Raw genomic sequence first — 22,412 nt, 5'->3', positions numbered from 1 at the left:
TCGGGAAATCCGAGGGAATTGATGGGAAGACCCTGGAAGAAGTCGGATTTTCCCGGCCGGTCGGTTTTGAAATCAAAACCATTGAGCGCCCACAAACAGGCCGTCTCGAAATCACACCCGAACTGCAGTTGCAGGAAGGAGACATCATCACCTTCTGGACGGACAGCGATACACTCCCTCACCTCTGGTCAAAGATCGGTCTGAGAACCGCAAATGAAACCTTTGAACTCAGTAGCGACCGTCACCTGCATCACCTGGTCGAAGTCGTCATCTCACCAAAAAATCCTGCAGCAGGCAAGACCATATCCCAGATTCATACCGATAAATCATCCTCCTTCGGAGGAAATCTGGTCGCCCTCTCCCGAGGCGGCAAACCGGTTATTTCTGAGAATAAACAGACCTTCATCCTCCAGGGAGACAATGCCATCCTTGAAGTACAGGATGAGTTTTTTCTACGAAAACCGGAATGAAGAACGGTTCAAACTGATACGAAGACTAAAGGGATATCACATAAAACGAACTGACCGTGCCGCCGAAGCAACAATAATTACTGCCTGTATGATCACAACCGTTGCACTCCAATGGCTACCTCTGCTCAATGCTGCATTGCTGGCAGTATTTGCCATGCTCCTGACCGGGTGCATGAGCATCGGCCAAGCCACAAAAAGCATCGATCTTCAGACAATCGTTATCCTTGCATGTGCAATCGGCCTTGAATCCGCATTAACAGAGACGGGCCTTTCATGGGCTATTGCAGATATTATCCAATCGGCAAGTGGTACTGACCCGTATCTGGCACTGGCAGCGATTTTTATCGGAGCAGTTATCATGACAAATGTCATCACAAATCCGGCAGCAGCTGCATTCATGTTCCCCCCCATTGCCTTCAATCTTGCAGTAGATCTCGGAGTCAGTTTCATGCCGTTTGTTATTGTGCTGATGCTCGGATGTTCCTATGCATTCATCAACCCCCCCGCCGGATATCAGACAAACATGATGGTATATGAACCCGGAGGATACACGACCAGGGATTATATCAGAACGGGACTGCCGCTCACGATAATCGTGGGCATCACAACCCTGCTTTTGACTCCCATATTTTTTCCTTTTTAACGCATGGGTAAATAAACACCGGACATGCGGTTTGTTCACTCCTGCAGGCTGCGGCCTACGATTCTCGTTCCTTTGGGCAAATCCTCGTTAAGTAACGTATAAATTACCTCCCCCCCATACGGGCCACGCCCGGAAAATCGGTGTCCAAACAGAAGCCCGGAGGGGGGGCCAACCTCAACCCGAGACGACCCATACATCCTCTCAAAATACCTGCCAACAGCAACCGCCCAGTAATCTGCAATAAACCATCATTTTTGTAAATAAAAGGGATTACAGTCGCCATTTTCCGGCAGGAAAAAGAGCAAAAAATACGTCCATATTACTCTCCGATTCCCCCGAACAGAGGTTCGCAGAGGGTGAAAAAATGGTTGAAAAAAACGGAGGAGACAGGCCCTCTGTTTTCATCATTCTTTGTTTTCGATAAGGATTATTCCAGCATTACCGATCCGGCAATCCTGAGTTTTCCGCCATCCAGATAATGGATAACCGCTTTTTCTCCGGGGGGGAGATAGGCAATTTCCTTGTCCAGTTCAATCACAACAGAGCATGTATGCCAGTCAGCATCATTTTCAACCGCAATAATCTTCCCGTTCACAAACTGCGTCCACAAACCGATATGTACAACAAGACCCTCGCGCAGCGGCTCAGGCCAGAAGCGTACGACCTTTGCCGTACCCCTGACTTCTGCTGTCACCCGTATGGATGAGTCCGTCGTCAGTACATACCCCCCCGTTCAAGGCTCTCAGCAGGCATATTTTTCAACGCCAGTCCCACCCGGTCCGTCTGGTATGCTTCCTTGGCATCCTCATCATGTTTCTGAATCGAACGAATCTGGCATATCATCTCTCCCGGCAGCACCGTGACCGTATCATGCTGATGAATGGTTCCTTTTTCAACACTTCCCAGCACAACTGTACCGATTCCTTTCACATTAAAGGCATGATCGATCATCACAAACCCGGTCTCCGGCGTAGGCACAGGATAGGTAATATCTGCGGCCATGGAAAGGAACCGTTCACGCAGCACAATGGGGGGGTCATCTTCCACAAACTCATAGCCCTCAAGAACCGTGCCACGGATCAGGGGGGGCGCAATCTGTGATTTATCGAGGTAATTTTGCAGCACAATCATCCCGGACTCAATGCCCATGACATCCAGCATAATAACCATTTCACCCAACGCAGGGGTAATTGAATCTATCACCAGCAATGCAGAATCCGACATCGCCACCGCGTAATACAGGGGGGGTGCCAGCCGGTCAGGATATCGCGTCGGTTCGATGATCGTTACCGTGTCTTCCCCCCCTTTTTTCAGATTAATAAATGTAATATCAGATTCTGTGCCTGATTTACCGATATTTTTTGCATACCCGTGGGGGTCCGAGTACAACGATATTTAGATTCGGCATGTTGCTAAAAATATGGGAATTTAAGGGAGATGAGTCTTTGGATGAAAGAAAAGATTATTTGTGGGCAAAATACGCTGAAACCTCGGTTTCAGACGCACGGTCAATCCGTGCAAACCCTACCCGCTCAAACTGAACAACCACATCCGTTTCCGTGCGGACATCTGGTTCGCAGACCCCCCCCTCGATGATACCCCCCCTGGGCGTATGAAGCATACATCCAACTGCCATATCCTCGGGAAGCCACTGAACGATCTGTGCATGTTCTGCCCGTGCTTCATCCAGAGAGTCCCCGGAATATTCCAGAGAATACCCACCATCAGTCTTCTGTACCCGCACATTGAAGAGATCCTTGAGCCGGAGCATCCGGCCATCCTCAAGTTCATCGCGCGGCAGATAAATATCACCGGTAAACGTCAATGAACGGGTTCCCTTCGTTTCATCGTTGGGATTTTTCAACGGGTGTGCCGTATGTTCAGAGACATCGGGGGGGATATGACACAATACCGGGTCAGGAACAAAGAAATACCGGTTTGCAATCGGGTCCACAATCGCTTTGTTTGCTGCGTAGAGATTTTCCCATGAGAAATTGATATCCGTCTGACCGATTCCAATATCCACCATCGCATTTCTGAGCGCTTCCGGTGAAAAACCTCTCCGTGCGATTGCCTTCAGCGTGCCCAGATGAATATCGTCCCAGCCTGAATACTCCCCCCCTGAGGCAATACCTGCCTTCATTGCTGACGTCGAAAGGACGATATCTCCGATTGACATCCGCCCATAATGGAAATAGGTTGGCTGTTCCCAACCAAAATAATCATAAATGTACTTCTGTCTCCGGGTATTTGCGATATGATCCTTCCCCCCCCGGATTACATGGGTCATACCCAGCAGATGATCGTCCACTGCAACCGAGAAATTCATCAGAGGGAAGACCCGTGCATCACACCGGGGGGGATGGGAGGTGTTCTCCACAATCCTGAAGATGGAAAAATCACGCATCGCAGGATCAGGATGACAAATATCGGTCTTTACCCGGACCGTGATCTGCCCTTCATGATAGACCCCCCCTGCCAGCATGTCCTTCCAGAGAGAGAGATTATCTTCAATGCTCCGCCCTCTGCATGGACATTCTGTTTTGTTATTTTTCAGATCCCGGAATATTTCCGAGTCACAGGTGCAGAGATACGCACCGCCCATTGCAATCAGCTGTTCACAGTGGGCATAATAAATATCCATCCGGTCACTCTGGTAGACGATGTCGCTTACCTGAATGCCAAGCCAGTCCACATCGGACAGCAGCATCTGATAATTTTCTTCCGTGATCCGTTTTGGATCAGTATCTTCAATCCGGATAATATATTTCCCGCCATACTTCCGGATATAATAATCATTCAGGTATGCTGCACGGGAATGACCAAGATGAAGGGGGGGCCCGGAAGGATTCGGGGGGGCAAAGCGCATAACAACACCTTCTTCCCCCCCGACATTCTCCAGCGCACGAAGCCCGATCTCTCTCTTCTTTTTCTCTTTTTTTCCAGCAATTCCGGAGCAAGCAACTCAAGACGGGCCCTGCGTTCATCCGGGGTCATCTCTTCGATTTCAACCAGGATATCACCCAGAAGTGCCGAATACTCCCGTGCATGAGGCCGAAATTCAGGATGTTTTCCCATCAGTGCGCCCAGAACCGCACCAGCCTTCGGAACACTGTTGTGCATTACCGCATTCTGGAGTGCATATTTATAGAGAAAATCTCTGGAATCTCCATCCATTGTCTAAAAGCCCCTGGAAACGAAATAATCCGTTATCTGAAGAAGACCATCCTTTTCATCGCAGTCAGGGAAGATCGCGAGCATCTTTTTCGCCCGGAGAACCCGCTCAAGAGCAACATTTCTGACATCAGCAATGACACCCGCCTCTTCCAGAAGATGGATTGCTTCATCAATTTCTGCATCGCTCAGAGTGGGTTTCCGATACTTTGTCAGGTCAATTCCCCGTTCTCTTGCAAGAATTGCCACAAGTGTCTGTTTCCCTTCACGAAGATCTGATGCACGGTCCTTACCGCTGGTTGCCGCATCTGCCATAAGGTCGATCAGATCATCCTGAATCTGAAATGCAATACCACTGTTCAGTCCCCATTCATAGAGTGAATTGACCTGCTGAACACTGCCCCCCCTGCAAGGGTGGCGCCAATGGCTGCGGCAGCAGCATACAGTATCCCGGTTTTTTGGAGACCATCTCGAGATATTCCATTTCATCAACATCATCTCTGTTTTCGAAATGAATATCCATATGCTGTCCATCACAGAGGTCCGCACATGCCTTCGCAAGGGCATTCACCGACCGCACCTTTGCAATATCGGGTGCAATTGCAGCACAGATCAACTCAAAGGCGTGTGCATAAAGCACATCACCCGCAAGAATTGCCGTTGGTTCGTTCCATTTCATATGCACGGTAGGAACACCGCGACGAACCGCATCCCCATCCATGATATCATCATGAACAAGCGTGAAGGTATGAGTCACTTCAAGTGCCAGTGCAGCAGGTAGAATGTCCTGTGACCGCCCATTTTCTACAAGGTCTGCAGCAAGCATTACCACCGCGGGCCTCAGACGTTTTCCTCCGGCAAGAAGGAGATGGGCACTTGCCTTGTTCAGTTCTCCCGGCAATGCGCCGAATTCACGGTCAAGAACAATATCGATTTGTTCAGCAGCATCTTCCAGATATGCACCAAGATCCATTCATTTTCACCTAATTTATCAGTAGTCTCTGCCCGTTTCTCAGAATATGGGCATCATTGTTCAGAGTATACCCACAGCTTTCTGCCAGTTTCAGGTATCCTCCGGTCATATCAATATCGCCGTGAGCCGGGATAACATGCTGGGGGATTGAACAGATGCAGTACTTCATAATGTTCTTCACGGTATGCATGCCCGCTCACATGAAGATCGGTGAAAATGCGTGCACCCTTCATACGGAGAAGCACTTCCTGTGTATGGCGCTGTCCGTAATTCATTGGATTCGGAATAACTTTTGCACTATAAAGAATTTTATCCCCCCCTTTTTCAATCTTGAAAGGTGTCTGTCCTGACGCCAGACGGGTAAGAATGGCACCGGGTTCACCCTGACTGCCGGTGACGATCGGGACATATTTGTCTCTCCCTTCCTTCATAATGGTACGGAACATCTTGTCAACCGTGCGGCGGTTACCCCCCCGCATTGTCATACCACGTGGAAATCCGACCAGTTTCATCTGTTCTGCAGTTGATGAATATCGTTCCATTGAACGACCAAGAAGCACCGGTTTGCGCCCAATTTCATGGGCACATTCTGCAATCATTTTTACCCGTGCAATATTTGAGGCGAAGGTACCCACAAACATTGCGGATTTTTCATCCTCATAACAGGTCATTACATCCCTGACAAGACGCTGGGCAATGCGTTCGCTGGGACAGCGTCCGGGCATGTTGACATTCACACTCTCGGTGATTAAAGCGAGCACACCCTCTTTTCCCACTTCACGCATGCGTGCAATGTTGGGGGGGGTCTCCAAGCACTGGCGTTCGATCCAGTTTGAAATCAAGCGCATATACAATAGCACCACGGGGGGGCGTGTGCAGGACAGCCATTGCGGCGTCAATGATTGAATGCTGTACGATGATAAATTCAAGGGAGAGGTGCTGGGATATTTCATACCGGTATTTTTTCCCTGCTGGAAGTTCAAACACCGGATTATTGACAACAAATCGCTTTTCCCCTTCAATTTGCTGACGGATAAGAGCCGCAGTATAGGGCGTGGCAATAATTGGTGCATCATACCGGTGTGCGAGTTTCGGTATTGCACCGATATGATCCAGGTGACCATGCGTACAGACAATCGCCTTCACGGTACCTTCCACCGTATTCATTATGGTATCGTCCGGGATTGCCTTCATCTCAATGAGATCAAGGGAATGCAGATTTTCAACTTCCGCATCCTCGTGAATCATGATCTGATCGAGACGGAGACCCATGTCAAAAATGACAATCTCCTTGCCGCATCGCACGGCGGTCATATTTCTGCCGACTTCATTATATCCGCCGACAGCAATTACTTCAACTTTCATAGTTTATTTTCCTCATATTGTAACATTTCACCCGTTATTCCGGTGATATATTTTCGTATGTTCCTTAATTCAGAGGGATTTCGGGATCCTGTCAGATAACACGACATCCGAATCTCGGTCTGGATCTGATGGATTTTATCACAAAGACTCTGGTATCCGTCCATGGCCGGTGGCAGAAGGGCAAGCGCCATCCCTCCCAGACCTGCCCCGAGTGCCATTGCTTTTGCGATGTCGGTACCCGAATTCAGCCCGCCTGTCGCAATGACTGGACCGCCTGCGAGGGTTGCTTCAGCCACACTGACTGCCGTTGGTATACCCCCCCAGTCTGCAAAATGCAGACCCAGCGCCTGCTGCAGGGGATTTTTTGCACGGAACTGTTCCACCGCCGCCCAGGAAGTACCTCCCAGACCGCCTACATCAACCGCTGACGCACCTGCAGCAAACAGCTGCCGCGCGCATTCCCGCGATATACCACAACCGGTCTCTTTTACAATGACCGGGTATCGGCATGACGAACATAATTCCTGCAGAGCGTCCAGACAACCCGCGGCATCATGATCACCCTCGGGCTGTATCGCCTCCTGAAGGGGGTTCAGATGTATACACAGTGCCTGGGCGTCAATCATTTCAACCGCTTTATCCGCCCATTCGATGCCCTTATCTCTCAGCTGGATAATGCCCAGATTTCCACAGAGAAACGCATGGGGGGGAGCATGTTCACGCACAACAGTAAAGCTGTCTTCCATCTCGGGATTTTCAAGGGCTGCACGCTGTGAGCCAACACCCATGGCGAGACCAAACTCCTCTGCTGCCATTGCAAGGGTGGCGTTAACATCCCTCGTATCAGGATGCCCCCCCCGGTCATTGCAGCAATAAAAATTGGTGCCTTCAGCGGGCGATCCAAAAATTGTACACCAAGCGTTATGGCATCCATATTACACTCAGGAAGTGCATTATGAACGAGACGGACATCATCAAATCCGGTCCTCCCGGCGACAATATTTTCATTGCAGCAGATATCCAGATGCTCCTTTTTCCGAGAGGAGGTAATCATCCTGTTTTTTATGGTAATACCCCCCTTGGGGGGGTTTAAGAGAATATTTACATCAGCAAATATTCATATCACTGCAGGTTCCTTCCTTTGCAGCGGAAATATTCATGTATCTATACCCGGTTTCCGGTAACCATGGTTCCACCATGTTCGCGCCCGTCAAGGAAATCCCCCCCGAGTCTGGACAGATGAAATATCGTAGAGTCGGTCCCTTCATCTGAAAGTCTCAGAAGCTCCGTCAGTTTTCCGATCATACCTCCGGTCACATCTGTGTTGTCCGACTCACCAATTTCAATATCAGCCACCGTGTCACGGTTAATCAGGGGGGGAACGACATCCCCGTCTCTGAGCACACCGGCTACATCAGTGGCGAGTCCAATGCGGTCAACATGTATCCTTGCCGGAATTGCACTGACCAGTTGATCGCCTGAAACAATGCAGGCACCCCCCCGTACACTGTCCATTACCACATCTCCGTGGAGAACAGGTACAATTCCCTGGTGTACCAACATCTCAACAGGCTGATGACTGAAGGATTCCAAACGTCCGTTTTTCGCAGTACATGCATCAAGCGGGTGGATGCCTACTGCTTCCACACCGTTGGCACGAAGCGCGTTTACCACCGCAGTGTTCAGCTTTAAAACTGCCCTGTGCGTGATAAATATACCTGATTTATTATTAGAGTCTAACCCCATATCAAGGTGATGGCGTTTCGCTTCAGGGTGACCGCATGAACCGGCCCCATGAACAATAATAAACTGTATCTCCGAGTGGCTGGAAATCACCCCGGAAATCCGTTCAAGAGTTTCGGTATTAACCGTGCAGTCACCGCTTTTATCGGTAATTACACTACCGCCGAGTTTTATCAGTACGGTTTCTTTCATCTTCCTTCTCCTTGCGTGCGCCTTCATTATCGATCGTAGTAATAATTGCCCTGCCGTCACATCCTTCGATTGCACCGGCTATTTTGGATTTAGATCGTTTGGGACAGAGAGCAACTATCGAGCCTCCGCCACCTGCACCGGTAATCTTTGCACCATATGCCCCCCCTGCTGCACGCGCCGCCGTCACCAGTCGTGTCAGTGCAGGATGCCCCCCCACACCCAGTGCTTCCAGAAGCTCATGATTGATATCCATGTACCTCCCCCCCAGAGCCCGCTGGTCCTGAAAGACATGCAGGGATCGCATCGTTACCGCCTCAATCGCATCAAGTATCGGATTCACAATATCCGGATCGGTTGCACGGAATTTGCCCACCTGCTCCACCATCCGGGCTGTCGAATGGGAGACCATGGTATTCCCAATAACCAGATGAAAATCTTCAGGCGGAAGTCTCCGTTTAATATCCCCCCCCTGAATCAGAAGGACACCCCCAAAGGTAGAGACGTAGGTATCAGTCGCACTCGCACGCCCTTTCTGCACACTCTTTTCAACCGAATGTGCCATCGTTGCGATCTCAGGTCTTCCGTAGCCCAGATCAAATTCATCGTTTATTGCCGAAAGGGTTGCAACAGTGACTGCCGCAGACGATCCCAGACCGGAAGAACTGGGAAGCTGGGAATGAATATACACACTCCCGTTGACTCCCATTAATTCAAAACATTTCTCGAGATATGGTGATTTCACCCGTGGAGGGTGCCGTGTTTTTCGAACGGTTACATATACCCGCGGTTTAATTGCCATTGCAATACCCGGCTTGCCATATACAACCGCGTGTTCACCAAATAAAAAGACCTTGCCAGGTGCGCTCCATACTGCCAAAATTATACCGCCGCTATTGATGCGTATCCAACAACCTGCTCCATATCGCCGGTTGTGTCACCGCTTGTCATATATTGTATTAATTTACCGTTCGTTGCCCCCCCATGTGACGGGCCAGAGTTGCCATTACGGAAATAGGCCCATATCCACATGCACTAACATTATATTCCCTCAGTCTCTGATAAAAAGATCTGATGTCAAGGTCATAAAGTCCCTCAATGGCATAGGCATCATTCTTTATTGCAACGTCTGCAGGCACATAATGAGAGAAGTCACTGGACGCAACAACCCGTACATCGTCTGCAGAAATATCTGCAGAATTCAGAATTGTTTCTGCAAGCGATAGTGTGTGCGCATAGTCCTGGGAACCATCAGCACCGGAACAACCCGTGCATTCGGGAAACGAAATTTTATAAATGGCATCTGAAGTTCCAGAGAGTTCTCCTCCACTTCAATTGCCTGGTCAGACACAGGAATTCCCAGAGAACGGGCAAGTACCCGATTACAGGCAACCGTTCCAAGCGGGGGGGTGCCCCCAGTCAAGTTCTGAGGTATAGGGTCCGATACCCCCCCGGTGACTTGGCGCGATTACCAGAAATGTACCCGAAAAATTTTGGTCAATACACGCATATGATGCAGCCATCACCTGACCGGAGTGCGCATATCCCGCATGAGGAACAACGATACCAAAACAATCAGGCAAACCTGTAGTATTGTTAAAAAAAGACGTTAATAAAGAAGAAAGGACGGTCGGGTCACCCGGATACCATATCCCCCCCGCAAGCGTGGGTTTTCTGACACCCATTTGACATCTCCTCCTTCCCCCCCTTTTGCTTCATACCTTAATTAAAGGTCTGTCTCAAAGTCTTCCTGAGTAAGGGATGTTGCAATACCCCGTGCCTTCAGGACTTCTCTTGTTAAGAGGAAATATACCATCGAAAGTGCCTTGCGACCTTTGTTGTTGGTAGGAATGACAAGGTCAATGTATTTTGTCATATTGTTGGTATCACAGAGTGCGACAACCGGAATACCGTTCTCAACACCCTCTTTAATTGCCTGAGCGTCACCAATCGGATCGGTTACGACGACAACATTGGGTTCGATATAATTCGGCATGTTCTGGTTCGTCAGCATTCCCGGAATAAATCTGCCAACCTTATAGGTTCCGCCAATAGCTGTTGCAAATTTCCTGGCCGGATACTGCCCATACTGACGGGAGGTAACGACAAGCACCTTTGGTGCATCGTACTTTGCGATGAATTCAGCGGCAGTCTTGATTCTGCTATCGGTTTCCTGGATGTCAAGAATGTACAAACCATCTCCGCGTACGCGGTAGATGAATCTTTTCATGTCCTTGCTCTTCTGCTGCGTTCCGATGTGTACTCCTGCAGCAAGATACTCCTCCACAGGGACGAGTGATTCTGTTAATTCTATTTCAATATCATCTGTATTCATTGGATCATCTCTTCAATTCTCACGAGTTCGTTGAGTTTTGCGATGCGTTCTCCGCCAACAACACCTGTCTTCAGATAGATACACTCAAAGGCAGTTGCAAGATGGGCAATGGTATTGTCGGTCGTCTCTCCCGATCGGTGGCTCATCACTGTCTCCATACCACATGAATGTGCCATACGTATGGCTTCAAATGTGTCGGAAAGGGTGCCAATCTGATTAGGTTTAATTAAGACACAGTTCGTGGACCTAGCCTCAATACCGGTCTCAATGCGCTCAACATTCGTGACGTAGAGGTCATCTCCGCAGATCAGGCAGCCATCACCCACTTGATCTGTTAATGCGGAGAATCCTTCAAAATCCTCCTCTACAATAGGATCTTCAACATACGCAAGTTCGTAGCGGTCAACCAGATCAGCCATATAGGCCACCTGGTCTTCTGTGCTGCGTTCTGCGTCACTATACCTGTACACTCCGTCTTTCCAGAGTTCACTGGCGGCAACATCAATACCCATCCTGATCTCGATCATCAGATCGTCAGAAATGGTATTGATGGCCTCCTGCACCAGATCAAAGGCTTCGATATCGGTAATCTTAGGCGCCCATGCACCCTCATCACCCTTTCCGCATCCGTTACCATCGGATACTAACAGCTCTTTGATCTTTTTGTGCACCGCTGCATTGGCAAAAATTGCTTCATCTGCATCCAGTGCACCGGTTGGCACAACAAGGAACTCCTGAATATCGGTTGCATGTGCTGCATGAGCGCCCCCCCTCCGATAACATTACCTAAGGGGAACGGAGTCTGTGCGGCAAATGCTCCTCCCAGATACCGGAACAACGGCAGGGAAAGGGAAGAAGCAGCGGCTTTTGCATTCGCAAGAGACAATGCAACGGCAACATTCGCACCTATAACCGAAAAGTCAGGAGTCCCGTCAATTTCATGAAGGAGATAGTCAAATCCGACCTGATCACTGGATTCAAATCCAGACAATGCAGGGATAACCGTCTGTCGCGCTCCATCAATTGCCTCACGCACAGGTAGCACTTTTGCCTCATACATCCCGGTGCTTGCACCAGATGGTGCCGCTGCCCTGCCAAATCCATTCTCGGTATAAATATCCGCTTCAACAGTAGGGTTTCCCCCCCTGCTGTCAAGAATCGTCCGGAGATGTATTTCGGTAATCTGTGCCATAATTTTCACTGCGCCCGTTTAACGGTAATGGGTATTTTCTGTTGTCTGAATTCTTCCGTTGCAATTTCAAGCGGGTCAATTGAATCGGTCTCTATCAAAAGAGGAGCGCCCATTGAAATCTGCAATGAACGTGCACCAACAATTCGGGCTTTCTCGTAACGGGTAAATGATTCCACGTTTTCGGATTTCATGTAAGTCTCCTGAAAAATTTAATCAAAAATGGGGGTCGCTGAGATTCGAACTCAGGTTACAGCATCCCGAACGCCATAGGATTCCAGGCTACCCCCCCACGACCCCCCCGCATATTCAGATCATCCCTCATTGATACGGATTGAGATCATCAATAATCTCTTTGTGCGCCAGAATCATGCGCCTACAACAGTAGCGTGAAAGTCCGAGATCGTCGAGGATCTCTTTAGGATCCTCGCCTGCACTCAGTCGCTGCCGGTAATCTTCCCAGGCAGTCGAAATGACTTTCCCACATGTAAAACATCGGATAGGTATCATGCAAACGATCTCTATATCTATTGTTATTATCTAACGATAAGACTTTTGGAACTTCGCACGTGCACCACGGCCATGCGGCTTCTTTGCTTCTTTCTGACGTGAGTCATTTACCAGAAGAGTACGATCATAGACAAGGTAGATATCCTTAATCTTTGGATCATTACTCCACTTTACAATGCCCCCCCGTGCCAGTGCTGTCCGTACCGCTTCAGCCTGCCCCATGATTCCGCCGCCATTGACATCAATAGATACATCAACATCACCAAGAGCATCCGGAACCAGAAGGAGTGGCTCAGAGATCTTCATTCTGAGCATCTCAGTGCCGTATATCTCAAGGGGTACAGAATTGATGCGTACACGTCCCTTACCTTCACGAAGGGTGGCACGCGCAATTGCAGTCTTCCGCTTTCCGCTTGTATTAATTACTTTCGTCATCTGATATCACCGCTCAGAACTTTGCTCCAAGTATTGTACTGATTTCACCCAGAGTTACAAATTTCGGGGGGGTTGAAAGTCCGTCGATATGTGCCATATCAAGCACTTCAAACTCTGCTCCTTCGAACTCATCAGGAATACCTACGTGCACAATTACCCGGCGAAGTGCCTCTGCACCACGCTTGCGCTTGTAGGGGGGGACCATCCCGCGTATCGTACGCTTAAGAATATGATCAGGACGTCGTGGATAGAATGGACCTCCCTCACGGGAACCAATCTTTCTTTTGTGATCATAATCAGCTAATACCCGAGCCTTTCCTCCGGAAACGACACACTGCTCTGCATTTACAATGGCAATTTCCTCTCCCTCGAGAGATCGTTTTGCAACAATACTGGCAAGCCGTCCCAGGCGAAGTCTGTTGCATCAATAATTGTAACCATGCACCTCACCTCAGAATCCGTACCTTTTTGCCTTCAGGATTCTGCTGGACAAGTTCTTCAATTGTCATACATACTCCGTCTGCACCGGTAATTTTTTCTTCTGCTGCTCCGCTGAATCGTATTGCAGCAACAGATACCTTCTGGTCCAACACACCGCTTCCGAGAACCTTTCCAGGAACCAGTACGATGTCGCCATCCTGCGCGTATCTATTGATTTTGCTGATATTGACTTCAGCGTAATTATTGCTGGGTGATTCCAGCCTGTTTGCGATCTCGCGCCAGACATTTGCGCCATTTGCCCGAGACATCTCTTTAAGATCAGATATGAGGGCAGAATAACGCGGATTTGTCTTCGTCGTTGTTTTAGTCATTTACATTCCCTCCGGATATATCGCATAGAACATCCACCAGGTCGTCTGATTTTGTCTGAATATCTTTTGCAGCACGTTCAAGAATCTGGCGAACCGGAATCGAACCATCACTCTCTACAACAAAGATGAACGTATCATCCTCTGTCTGAACAGAGATCGCGGGACTGTCCCAGGTATCAGCATTTGCAATACAGATTCTTTCACACAGCTTACAAAGTGTGCAGTCCTCAATTTTTCCTTCAACGACTGCGGCACTGTTTCCCTTTATTTCAAGCACATTACGTGGACATTCATCCACACACATGCCACAACCATCACACTTGCTGTCAAACACAATCCGCGGATATGATTTATATCCACAGGCAAGCGTAGGTTGCCATTTTGCATGATCGTCGCCCCGTCCAAGAACCGCACGAGCTTCAAGAACAATCTTCTGGTCTTTTTCAAGTTTTACCAGAGGAACGTTCTCATCAACTGGCACAGCCCGAGGATCCTGGGGGGGAATCAGATCACGGGAGTATACAACCTTCGGCCCTTCTACACTCAGTGTATAAACAGACGTGCATGCTGAACACCCCCCCTCACCATTACAGGAGCAATCCTTGGTGAATACATATTCATCAAGATCTGTCCTGAGGGGGGAATAAGCCCCCCCAGACGGTGAGCAAGCATCTCATCAAAGAGTGCGCTGTTATTATCGTATATATGCACATCTTCAATGGCAAGTGTTGGGACTTCCCCAATCATTGTCCTTCGGTATGAATTTACAAAGGCAGAGGAGAAGCCCGTAATGATAAAACGGGCGACATCATCATCAAACCTGCTGAATGAAAGCTGCATTTATCAGACTCTCCTGCCCCCCCTTCTTCCACCTTTTGCACGAATGCTGTCATGTGGCACAGGGGTGACATCCTCAATACGTCCGATACGCATACCTGCACGTGCAAGTGCGCGTATTGCTGCCTGAGCTCCGGGCCCTGGACTGCGCTGCTTACCGCGACCAGGTGCACGAACCTTGACATGAAGACCGACGATGCCCTTCTCCCTTGCCTGCTGTGCAACATTCGTTGCCATCTGCATTGCAGCATAGGGTGAACTTTCATTCCGTGCCTGCTTTACAACCATCCCGCCGCTTGACTTTGTCACCGTCTCTGCTCCGGAGAGATCGGTAACGGTGATAACCGTATTGTTAAATGAGGCGTAGATATGTGCAATACCCCCCCATTTCTCATCAGGTGCTGCCATTATTGTCGTCCTCCTTTGAGAATACGTTCGCGCTCAGGATGTACATCATTCGTCAGTGGGGGGGAAGGTCCGTAGTATGAAATACCGCCATCTTCACTGCGTTTAATGTGATAGCTGGGAATAGTGACCTTTCTTCCACCAACAGCAATGTGCCATGGGTGATGAACTGGCGCGCCTGCTTGGGTGACCGTGCAAGACCCTGTCGGTAGACCATCGTCTGAAGACGACGTTCAAGAGGATTCTCAGTTTTCATTGCAAGAACATCACTGATGCCTGCATTCTCACCAAGTAATCCAAACCGATAAAGATGGCCAAGAAGCTCTTCTTCCTTTCTTGCAATCAGCACTTCATTCGTTGATGAAGATTTCAATGCAAGAAGTTCACGTGCAGCACGTCGATAGTTTCTGAGGATACTGCGCGTCTTCCAGAGTTCTCGCTTGTTCCGGAGACCATATTCGATAACCAGCCGGTTCTCATCTTCAATACGGGTCTTTTCAAAACGCCGTTTTGGAGTTTCATATGTTTTGTGGTTCTTTCCTGGATAACCCATATCAGAAACCTCAGACCTTCTTCCTTCTCACACCAACGGTGGTGCCCGTACGACCTGTCGATTTTGTACGCTGTCCACGCACTTTCTGGCCGGTTTCATGACGAATGCCCCGGTAACTGCGAATTTTACGCATCCGGTTGACATCATCCTCTATTGCCATTCTCAAGTCCTGACCGAGAAGCTGTTTTGCCTCTCCGGTGTAGACATCTTTCTGCCTGTTAAGCATCCAGGTTGGCACATGATCCTTGTAACTGGTTACAACCGCACGAATGCGATCCACTGGCTCTTCATCAAGAAGTCCCAGTGTTGCCCGCGGGTCAACATCTGCAAGTTTTGAAATTACAGATGATGTATGCATACCAATACCGGCAAGTCCGGTCAATGCAATCTGCACCGCTTTAGTACCGTCAAGGTCAGTGTTCTCAATCCTGACGAAGTAGTTGATCTCTTGCTCTTCCATTCAGTCAGCCTCACACATTGAGTTATACTCTTTAAAGCGTTGAGGGAGGGATTTGAACCCCCCCGAGTCCCAAGGGACACGGGGGGGTTAGCAACCCCCCCGCGCCATGCCTGGCTTGGCTACCTCAACAGAGATATAATCTCGCATCAATTACGACACTCGCAACACGAAAAATCGTTGTTGCTCCATGAATGTTACCTTACTGTATGGGAGAAGAATAGTATTAATAGTTGCGGTATGAATTCCGCCCGGACGGCGCCATCCGTTCCGGATTCATGGCTTTCAACCCGGAAACCACAAGGGGGGGCAGCGCAATTGTCGCATCACAGAATACCTGAACATGGGTGGAGTCCACCGATTCCTTTCCCCAGCTGACCGCCTCTTCAAAGGTACATCCGGAAAGACCTCCCCCCCAGTGAGGTGCATCAGTGGTATACTGAATGGCGTAGGCATGACCTCCCAGGTCGTTATCATGAATGGATGCAATGACCTGCGTCTGTTGAATGAAATTCTTCGGCACCCCCGCCGCCGACATAAATAACACCAGTCTTCGGAGAATGTTCTACCATCCGGGTAATTTCGTCTGCATCCCCCAGTTGATCAATATTAATTTCAGCACCATTCCTTCGGGCCATCAAAAGAGCAATGCCAATCGATGAATCGGACAGTGCAGGAATAAAAACAGACACCCCCCCTGCATCCGCACATGCAGATACGAGAGATCTTCCGGAAGACCATTTCTCCTGCAGATGTCTGGTTAGTTTCTCTATGAAGTCACGGGATGAACCGGAATATGGCGATATTGAATGGGCATACTCTGCAATTAACCGATCAACATCCCTGAATTCACCCTCATACGCAAACACATCATAAATCCGATCAATCCCTTTATCGAATAGCTCTGCATCATCCACATGGTGATGCCCACGATAATGATGTACACCCTGATGCTCACAAATGTCGTGAAAAATATTCGCACCTGTTGATACGATTACATCCACATACCTGCGTTCAACGAGTTCAGACAGACACGCCTGCATGCCCGCGGGAATCATTGCACCGGAAAGCCCCCCCAAAAATATTGTGCAGTCCGGATCTTCGATCATATTTTTCCAGACATGCATAGATTCTCCCAGTTTTCTCCCCCCCTGGAATCCACTATTTCCCATATTTGACAGAAGTCGGTCAATTTCACGCACAGGCTGTACAGGAGTGATCGGTTTCATAATACTAAGAATGAATGGTAATGAGAAAATATAAGATCATGCCATTCAAAAAAGGGAGTGAATATTATAATGCAATAAGCATTGAATCCTTAGAGATAATTCCCGAGAGTTTCCCGTCTTTTGTGACAGGAACTGAGCTGATTCCTTTCTTGGTAATCAGTTCGACAAACTCAGAGACCGGCAGACTGTCTTCGAGTGAGAGGCAGGTGCAGTCATAATATCCCTGACAAAGAGATTCTTAATCTGGTTGTCCTGATGTTTGCCGTCGACACGTCTCCGGAAATCACGCATTGCACGTGCGACATCAGTCTCCGTAACGATACCGAAAATGCTGCCATTATCCGTAACGACAAATTTCGTCACCCCCCCCTCATCGAGCATGCGCCTGCGCAGGTGAATAACCCTCTCATCCGGACCGATTACCGATGCTTTCTGAACCAGATTCTCCGTAGTGGCATCCGGCACCATCACTTTCAGAAGATCCGTTGCATCAACCTTCCCGACGAGTTTATGCTCACTATCGAGCACAACCACTAATTTATATTCCTGGAGAAGCGGAACCAGTATATCCACATCTTCATCCGCATAGACAGAGGTAAAATGTTCATCCGTTTTGTTTGATACATGAATCTGCGTGGGGGGGCCAGCGTGGACGTCTTCTTGCTGCCGAGAGTTTCCGCGATAGCTGCCCGGGATATTGTTCCGATCACCGAACCGTTATTGGTAACGATCAGGGGGTCCAGGCCATCTGCAAGCATTTTATCCAGCGCTTCCGTAATCAGAGCAGATTTCGCAATGGTAATCGACTTGGACATTACATCTTTGACAAATATTTCCTGACTCATTTCGCCACTTCCTAAATATATATTCTATTCAGAATCCTGTTTTATCATACAGGATCAAAGGCTCATTTTCACTGACCTGTTCATCAGGCATCCCCCCTTGTTCCACAGAGGAAGAATGCCGGAGAGCACCCATGCAACAAGGTGCTCTATGATATCAATCCAGATGTACTTTCCGGATGTGACACCATTCTACAATTCATTCTGAAGAGCACATACGAGATCATACTCGGTAATGATACCCACCAGATGGGAATCTTCAATCACCGGCAGGGCACCGACACCTTTTGAGAGCATAAATCGTGCCGCATCGCCGACATTAACGGTTGGATTCGTCGTCAGAAGATCACCGTTCATCAGAGAGCGTACCGAAATCCCGAGTACGTCTTCCGTTGAGCCGGTCGTCATCTTCTCAAAGATCGTGCCATCCCCCCCGACATATTTCATAATATCCATTGCGGTTACGATACCGAAGAGCACATCATTGCTGACAACCGGTAACCGTCTGAAATGCCGCCGCGTCATCTCCCGGCCGGCACCCTGAATGGTTTCATCCGGCGTGATGACATGCGGCGATACGGTCATCACATCTTCAACGAGACTGTTACTTTTAAACGAGGTAAGCACCTGCAGTACATCACGCTCAGTGATGATTCCCTGAAGCAGACCATCTCCATCAACGATAGGAAGACCGCCGGTTCTGGTCAATACAATCCTGTCAACAACATCCGGAAGTTCATCGTTGGGATGAACCATATCAAGTGTTGTTGACATTATTTCCTTTACCGGTTCATTGATCGCAGAGAGAACCTGTCCCCCCCGGTGTTTCACCTTGACAAGATTATATTTCGATCCGCCGCCCATGAGATCAACCACATCACCTGCGGTAACAAGACCCCCCCGCAGCATTCCGGTACCCGGGTCGGTAACCGGTAACCTGCGGAATCCTTTTGCGCACATGGCCTCAACAGCCGGATAATCTGCATCGTCTGGGGAACAGAGTAGACATCACTGGTCCCGATAGCCAGAATCTCAGACGGGTGTCCGGGTTTGTTGGTTGAAAACTCTACCGAGCGCCCATTCATTTTTCCTGGATTTGTTCTCATTTCATCAGCTGGTTTTGTATTATTCAGATTTCTGCGCATGTACCACTCCCGGTAATTCCAAAGCATTGAGAATATCCTGACGGGATACGATGCCAACAATTTGCCCATCCTGTTCAATAACCGGAAGACGGCTGACATCGTGCTGTATCATTGCCTGTGCCGCATCCCCCCCTATCGCATCATCCCCCCCGAAGGTAATAATGGCAGGGGGGGTAACCATGACATACTCAACCGGTGTATTGTGCTTTGCTTCAATTGAGCGGCGTATATGCCGTGGATAAGCAGGTCCTTTCTGGAGATCATGCCCAGAATGCGACAGTCCTCATCTTCAACAGGGAGGGCATCGAAACCGCTCTCGGTGATTGTTGAATAGACCGCATGCAGCGGGTCATCCGGATGGCATGTCACCACCGGAAGGGCCATGTATTCACTCACCAGTCCTTTTGGATGCTGGCGCGACATGATAATCGGGAGGAGAGCAGAAAGCGTCACCCCCCGTCCGATCAGTTCTCCGGAATAAGAACAGACCGCTACACTGTCAGTCTGTGCATTCCAGATCCGGGCGAGGGCTTCCTCGATTGAATCATCGGAATGCACAACGGGAGCATCATGAAGAAATGCCCGTATCTCCAGATTTGATTTTGTGTCATTTACCAGGATCACATCTGACAGGTCAACGTACCCGGCCAGACTTCCATCCCGGTTTCTGACAAAGATCTCTCTGAACGAATCCTCGCGAAGATGTTTTCTCGCCTTTGTGACCAGATCATCCGGATACAATACCGGAATTTCCCGCATCAGGTTGGATACCTCCATCATAACGGTTCGTCCTCTCCATGACACGCGGGGGGGCACAGCATGTTTCCGTCAACACTCACCAGGTTATCCGACATGCAGCCACATTCGTCACAGATTCCATCGACAATTTCATCGAGACGGTTTATTTCGATGAGATTGGACATGATACCATTCATCTCATTGGATACCGCCAGAATGTCACGTACCGTAACCACGCCGACAACCCGTGAATTCTCAACGACAGGAATTCGCCGGACTTTATTCTTCATCATTATGTTGGCAGCATCCTCGATGGTTTTATCAAGGCCCACTGTAATCAGCGGTGTGCTCATCACTTCATGCACAAATACGTCACCTGGCACTCTGTTTTTCGCAACAACCTTGCAATTGATATCCAGTTCCGTAACAATTCCGACAGGGACGTTTTTTTCAGCACAATACAACTGCCGACTTCATCACGACACATCTTCTCAGCGGCATGTGCAACCGTTGATCCCGAGTCTATTGTTGTGGGACGAAACCGGATCACTTCTTTCAGAAGGATACGCGTTTCAAACCGTATTTGGTTCATCCTGTTATCACTCACTCAGATCACCGTCTTTCTGCATCAAAAAATAAGGCAGATATGATATACTGGGCTATTATGCCGTGTTCGTATAAAAGAATACTGAACATACACATATTAACCTGAATAATTTCTTTTGATCTCCCATGTGCAAGAATAAAGGTATATTATGAGGGAAACAGATATCAGAATACAAGGATTCTGCTTTCAGGAGGGACGAATGAATATTTTTATACGGACGAAAAAAAGACTTTCAAGATTTTTAAATGCATTTTTTAAGAAGCGTCAGTCACGGATAGGCATATACGGGCCGCCAAACGCCGGAAAAACTACACTTTCAAACCGGATCGTACGGGACTGGACGGGGGATGCACTGGTCCGGTCAGTGAAATTCCTCACGAAACCAGACGTGCACGGCGTAAAGAGGGCATCACCATCTCAAACCAGAATGGAAACAAGGTAACCATCGACATTGTGGACACTCCGGGTGTGACGACAAAAATCGATTATCAGGAATTCATTGAATATGGAATGGAGAAGGATGATGCAGTCAAACGTGCCCGTGAAGCAACAGAGGGGGTTGCTGAAGCAATGCACTGGCTTCGTGAGGACATTGACGGCGTCATCTATATGCTTGACTCAACACTGGACCCGTTTACCCAGGTAAATATCATGCTGGTTGGGATCATTGAAAGCAGAGATTTACCGGTAATCATTGTCGCAAATAAAATCGATCTGCCTGATGCATCAGCGTCTGCAATCCGGAAGGCATTTCCCCAGCACCCTGTGATCCCGGTATCGGGTCTTGAAGGAAACAACATGGAAGAGCTCTATGAAAAGATGCTTGAACACTTCGGGTGATGCCAGATGATACAGGGAGTTCAGATAGACCTGATTTCTGCAGACAGGCTTGACAAGATGACAACAATGGAGAAGATTCGTCTGATTCTTGATGATGTCATGGAAGGGAACATCGTCGTTCTGGAAAAAGGGCTTACCCCGGATGAACAGAGCAGACTGATAGAAGTCACCATGCGTGAAATTACTCCGGACGGGTTTTCAGGAATAGAGATGGAAACATATGCTCCGAAGGACACCGGTTCTTCAGGAGGACTGTTCGGAAAACTTCTGGGGGGGAAGAAGGGTTCCGTAACACGTATGACGGTAATCGGTCCGGCCAACCAGATGAAAACAATAAAGAAGGACAAAGACCTCATAAGCGCTTGGGTTTCATCAAGGTGAGTATGATGGCACATAAGTGCACACAATGTGAAGGGAATTTCAGGACGGATCTAATGTTATCCTCAAGGGATGCCCAAGCTGTGGCGGAAAAAAATTTCTCTACATCCAGCCACAGGATATGCACAAGGATGTACTTGAGGAAAAGAGCATAAAACAGATTGCAGAAGAGACGAAAGAACAGTTTCTGGAGGTAAAGGATGACAGGAAGAGACCGGAGACTGCCCATACCCCCCCAACGTGTGGAGATGTATGACAGAATTGAAAGTATCACGGTCATCAACCCCCCCGGTTCCTATGAACTCAATCTGGAAAAATTAGCTGAAAGTGATGAACTGGTTATCAGAATGGGTGACGATGACCGGTATCTGGTTGATATTCATTCAATGAGCAATCAGTCAAAGTCCCGGAAAAAATTGGGTAAAAAACGATAAATTATTGATTCTTCCTTTTTTAGGTATTTGGGGGGGGATACCTATCAGAATAACCATACGGGTACTGGTTGTCTGGTTGAAGAATATTCTGAATTCAGCGTGTCTCTGC

The 22,412-nt window shown here is 48.6% G+C and carries 21 protein-coding genes, 2 tRNA genes and 13 pseudogenes; 5 read left to right on the top strand and 31 right to left on the bottom strand.

Annotated elements, in window-relative coordinates:
- The first annotated feature begins 128 nt into the window (after positions 1 to 128).
- Together JCM10550_RS19845 and JCM10550_RS13180 are read left to right on the top strand one after the other, a co-directional pair.
- Positions 129 to 470, top strand: coding sequence for a TrkA C-terminal domain-containing protein (locus JCM10550_RS19845; protein WP_062399780.1), 342 nt, complete (start codon positions 129 to 131; stop codon positions 468 to 470).
- On the top strand, positions 442 to 1,113 hold the full coding sequence (locus tag JCM10550_RS13180) for an SLC13 family permease (protein WP_062399778.1): 672 nt from the start codon (positions 442 to 444) through the stop codon (positions 1,111 to 1,113). The genes JCM10550_RS19845 and JCM10550_RS13180 overlap by 29 nt, the downstream gene beginning before the upstream one ends.
- A 427-nt stretch (positions 1,114 to 1,540) precedes the next feature.
- On the opposite strand, the gene JCM10550_RS23380 is transcribed toward JCM10550_RS13180, so the two are convergent.
- The 31 genes and pseudogenes from JCM10550_RS23380 to JCM10550_RS13055 form a co-directional block, all read right to left on the bottom strand.
- Positions 1,541 to 1,807 (bottom strand): hypothetical protein, encoded by a 267-nt coding sequence (locus JCM10550_RS23380; protein WP_245619208.1) that lies wholly within the window; start codon positions 1,805 to 1,807, stop codon positions 1,541 to 1,543.
- 20 nt (positions 1,808 to 1,827) lie between these two features.
- A complete protein-coding gene (locus JCM10550_RS13175) occupies positions 1,828 to 2,502 on the bottom strand; it encodes an EF-Tu/IF-2/RF-3 family GTPase (RefSeq protein WP_245619207.1) in 675 nt (224 codons plus the stop codon).
- A 73-nt stretch (positions 2,503 to 2,575) separates the two neighbouring features.
- On the bottom strand, positions 2,576 to 4,015 hold the full coding sequence (locus JCM10550_RS13170; protein WP_245619211.1) for a glutamate--tRNA ligase: 1,440 nt from the start codon (positions 4,013 to 4,015) through the stop codon (positions 2,576 to 2,578).
- Complete coding sequence (locus tag JCM10550_RS23375; RefSeq protein WP_245619205.1) at positions 3,913 to 4,290, bottom strand: hypothetical protein; 378 nt, start codon at positions 4,288 to 4,290, stop codon at positions 3,913 to 3,915. Before JCM10550_RS23375 ends, JCM10550_RS13170 begins: the two co-directional genes overlap by 103 nt.
- A 3-nt stretch (positions 4,291 to 4,293) precedes the next feature.
- A pseudogene (locus tag JCM10550_RS13165) lies at positions 4,294 to 5,260 on the bottom strand (polyprenyl synthetase family protein).
- 10 nt (positions 5,261 to 5,270) lie between these two features.
- Positions 5,271 to 6,625: pseudogene (locus JCM10550_RS13160) on the bottom strand (RNase J family beta-CASP ribonuclease).
- A pseudogene (fni, locus tag JCM10550_RS13155) lies at positions 6,622 to 7,679 on the bottom strand (type 2 isopentenyl-diphosphate Delta-isomerase). Before fni ends, JCM10550_RS13160 begins: the two co-directional pseudogenes overlap by 4 nt.
- Before the next feature lie 110 nt (positions 7,680 to 7,789).
- Complete coding sequence (locus tag JCM10550_RS13150; RefSeq protein ID WP_062399776.1) at positions 7,790 to 8,560, bottom strand: isopentenyl phosphate kinase; 771 nt, start codon at positions 8,558 to 8,560, stop codon at positions 7,790 to 7,792.
- The gene (gene mvk / locus JCM10550_RS13145; protein ID WP_062399774.1) at positions 8,526 to 9,437 is read right to left on the bottom strand and encodes a mevalonate kinase; all 912 of its coding nucleotides are present in this window, start codon (positions 9,435 to 9,437) and stop codon (positions 8,526 to 8,528) included. Before mvk ends, JCM10550_RS13150 begins: the two co-directional genes overlap by 35 nt.
- A gap of 2 nt (positions 9,438 to 9,439) precedes the next feature.
- Positions 9,440 to 9,508 (bottom strand): hypothetical protein, encoded by a 69-nt coding sequence (locus tag JCM10550_RS25265; protein WP_281175405.1) that lies wholly within the window; start codon positions 9,506 to 9,508, stop codon positions 9,440 to 9,442.
- A gap of 8 nt (positions 9,509 to 9,516) precedes the next feature.
- A pseudogene (gene amrB / locus JCM10550_RS25260) lies at positions 9,517 to 9,908 on the bottom strand (AmmeMemoRadiSam system protein B).
- A 31-nt stretch (positions 9,909 to 9,939) separates the two neighbouring features.
- The gene (gene amrB / locus JCM10550_RS25255) at positions 9,940 to 10,242 is read right to left on the bottom strand and encodes an AmmeMemoRadiSam system protein B (RefSeq protein WP_281175403.1); all 303 of its coding nucleotides are present in this window, start codon (positions 10,240 to 10,242) and stop codon (positions 9,940 to 9,942) included.
- Between the two features lie 41 nt (positions 10,243 to 10,283).
- On the bottom strand, positions 10,284 to 10,892 hold the full coding sequence (gene rpsB, locus JCM10550_RS13135; RefSeq protein ID WP_062399770.1) for a 30S ribosomal protein S2: 609 nt from the start codon (positions 10,890 to 10,892) through the stop codon (positions 10,284 to 10,286).
- Positions 10,889 to 12,084 (bottom strand): annotated as a pseudogene (locus JCM10550_RS13130) (phosphopyruvate hydratase). Before JCM10550_RS13130 ends, rpsB begins: the two are co-directional and overlap by 4 nt.
- Before the next feature lie 5 nt (positions 12,085 to 12,089).
- Positions 12,090 to 12,275 (bottom strand): DNA-directed RNA polymerase subunit K, encoded by a 186-nt coding sequence (locus JCM10550_RS13125; protein ID WP_062399767.1) that lies wholly within the window; start codon positions 12,273 to 12,275, stop codon positions 12,090 to 12,092.
- Between the two features lie 30 nt (positions 12,276 to 12,305).
- Positions 12,306 to 12,381: transfer RNA gene (locus JCM10550_RS13120), tRNA-Pro, on the bottom strand.
- Positions 12,382 to 12,402: 21 nt separating this feature from the next.
- Positions 12,403 to 12,591, bottom strand: a complete 189-nt coding sequence (locus JCM10550_RS17455) for a DNA-directed RNA polymerase subunit N (protein WP_083475518.1) — start codon at positions 12,589 to 12,591, stop codon at positions 12,403 to 12,405.
- A gap of 30 nt (positions 12,592 to 12,621) precedes the next feature.
- Entirely contained in the window at positions 12,622 to 13,026 is a 405-nt protein-coding gene (locus JCM10550_RS13115) for a 30S ribosomal protein S9 (RefSeq protein ID WP_062399766.1), read from the bottom strand.
- Between the two features lie 13 nt (positions 13,027 to 13,039).
- A pseudogene (locus tag JCM10550_RS13110) lies at positions 13,040 to 13,467 on the bottom strand (50S ribosomal protein L13).
- Between the two features lie 5 nt (positions 13,468 to 13,472).
- A complete protein-coding gene (locus JCM10550_RS13105; protein WP_062399761.1) occupies positions 13,473 to 13,838 on the bottom strand; it encodes a 50S ribosomal protein L18e in 366 nt (121 codons plus the stop codon).
- A pseudogene (locus JCM10550_RS13100) lies at positions 13,831 to 14,678 on the bottom strand (DNA-directed RNA polymerase subunit D). Before JCM10550_RS13100 ends, JCM10550_RS13105 begins: the two are co-directional and overlap by 8 nt.
- A gap of 3 nt (positions 14,679 to 14,681) precedes the next feature.
- Positions 14,682 to 15,083, bottom strand: coding sequence for a 30S ribosomal protein S11 (locus JCM10550_RS13095; protein WP_062399760.1), 402 nt, complete (start codon positions 15,081 to 15,083; stop codon positions 14,682 to 14,684).
- Positions 15,083 to 15,633, bottom strand: a pseudogene (locus tag JCM10550_RS13090) (30S ribosomal protein S4). The gene JCM10550_RS13095 and the pseudogene JCM10550_RS13090 overlap by 1 nt, the downstream one beginning before the upstream one ends.
- A gap of 10 nt (positions 15,634 to 15,643) precedes the next feature.
- Positions 15,644 to 16,093, bottom strand: coding sequence for a 30S ribosomal protein S13 (locus JCM10550_RS13085; RefSeq protein ID WP_062399756.1), 450 nt, complete (start codon positions 16,091 to 16,093; stop codon positions 15,644 to 15,646).
- A 37-nt stretch (positions 16,094 to 16,130) separates the two neighbouring features.
- Positions 16,131 to 16,222 (bottom strand) — tRNA-Ser (locus JCM10550_RS19095).
- A gap of 94 nt (positions 16,223 to 16,316) precedes the next feature.
- A pseudogene (locus JCM10550_RS13080) lies at positions 16,317 to 17,319 on the bottom strand (deoxyhypusine synthase).
- A 64-nt stretch (positions 17,320 to 17,383) separates the two neighbouring features.
- Positions 17,384 to 18,164 (bottom strand): annotated as a pseudogene (locus JCM10550_RS13075) (CBS domain-containing protein).
- Positions 18,165 to 18,353: 189 nt separating this feature from the next.
- A complete protein-coding gene (locus JCM10550_RS13070; protein ID WP_245619203.1) occupies positions 18,354 to 19,121 on the bottom strand; it encodes a CBS domain-containing protein in 768 nt (255 codons plus the stop codon).
- Between the two features lie 165 nt (positions 19,122 to 19,286).
- Positions 19,287 to 19,487 carry an HPP family protein gene (locus JCM10550_RS13065; protein ID WP_062399753.1) on the bottom strand — a complete coding sequence of 67 codons (201 nt, stop codon included), beginning with the start codon at positions 19,485 to 19,487 and terminating at the stop codon, positions 19,287 to 19,289.
- Positions 19,439 to 20,086 (bottom strand): CBS domain-containing protein, encoded by a 648-nt coding sequence (locus JCM10550_RS13060; protein WP_062399749.1) that lies wholly within the window; start codon positions 20,084 to 20,086, stop codon positions 19,439 to 19,441. The genes JCM10550_RS13065 and JCM10550_RS13060 overlap by 49 nt, the downstream gene beginning before the upstream one ends.
- Positions 20,083 to 20,636, bottom strand: a pseudogene (locus JCM10550_RS13055) (CBS domain-containing protein). Before JCM10550_RS13055 ends, JCM10550_RS13060 begins: the two are co-directional and overlap by 4 nt.
- A gap of 214 nt (positions 20,637 to 20,850) precedes the next feature.
- Between JCM10550_RS13055 and JCM10550_RS13050 the strand changes: the two are divergent.
- From JCM10550_RS13050 to JCM10550_RS23370, 3 genes and pseudogenes are all read left to right on the top strand, one after another.
- Positions 20,851 to 21,491: pseudogene (locus JCM10550_RS13050) on the top strand (Era-like GTP-binding protein).
- A 6-nt stretch (positions 21,492 to 21,497) separates the two neighbouring features.
- A complete protein-coding gene (locus JCM10550_RS13045; RefSeq protein ID WP_062399747.1) occupies positions 21,498 to 21,872 on the top strand; it encodes a DUF2073 domain-containing protein in 375 nt (124 codons plus the stop codon).
- Between the two features lie 5 nt (positions 21,873 to 21,877).
- Positions 21,878 to 22,303 (top strand): annotated as a pseudogene (locus tag JCM10550_RS23370) (Zn-ribbon domain-containing protein).
- The last annotated feature ends 109 nt before the right edge of the window (positions 22,304 to 22,412 follow it).

Origin of the sequence: Methanogenium cariaci JCM 10550 (assembly GCF_001315945.1) — an archaeon.
In the GTDB taxonomy this organism is placed as follows: domain Archaea; phylum Halobacteriota; class Methanomicrobia; order Methanomicrobiales; family Methanomicrobiaceae; genus Methanogenium; species Methanogenium cariaci.
This window is presented reverse-complemented; position numbering and strand designations above follow the sequence as displayed.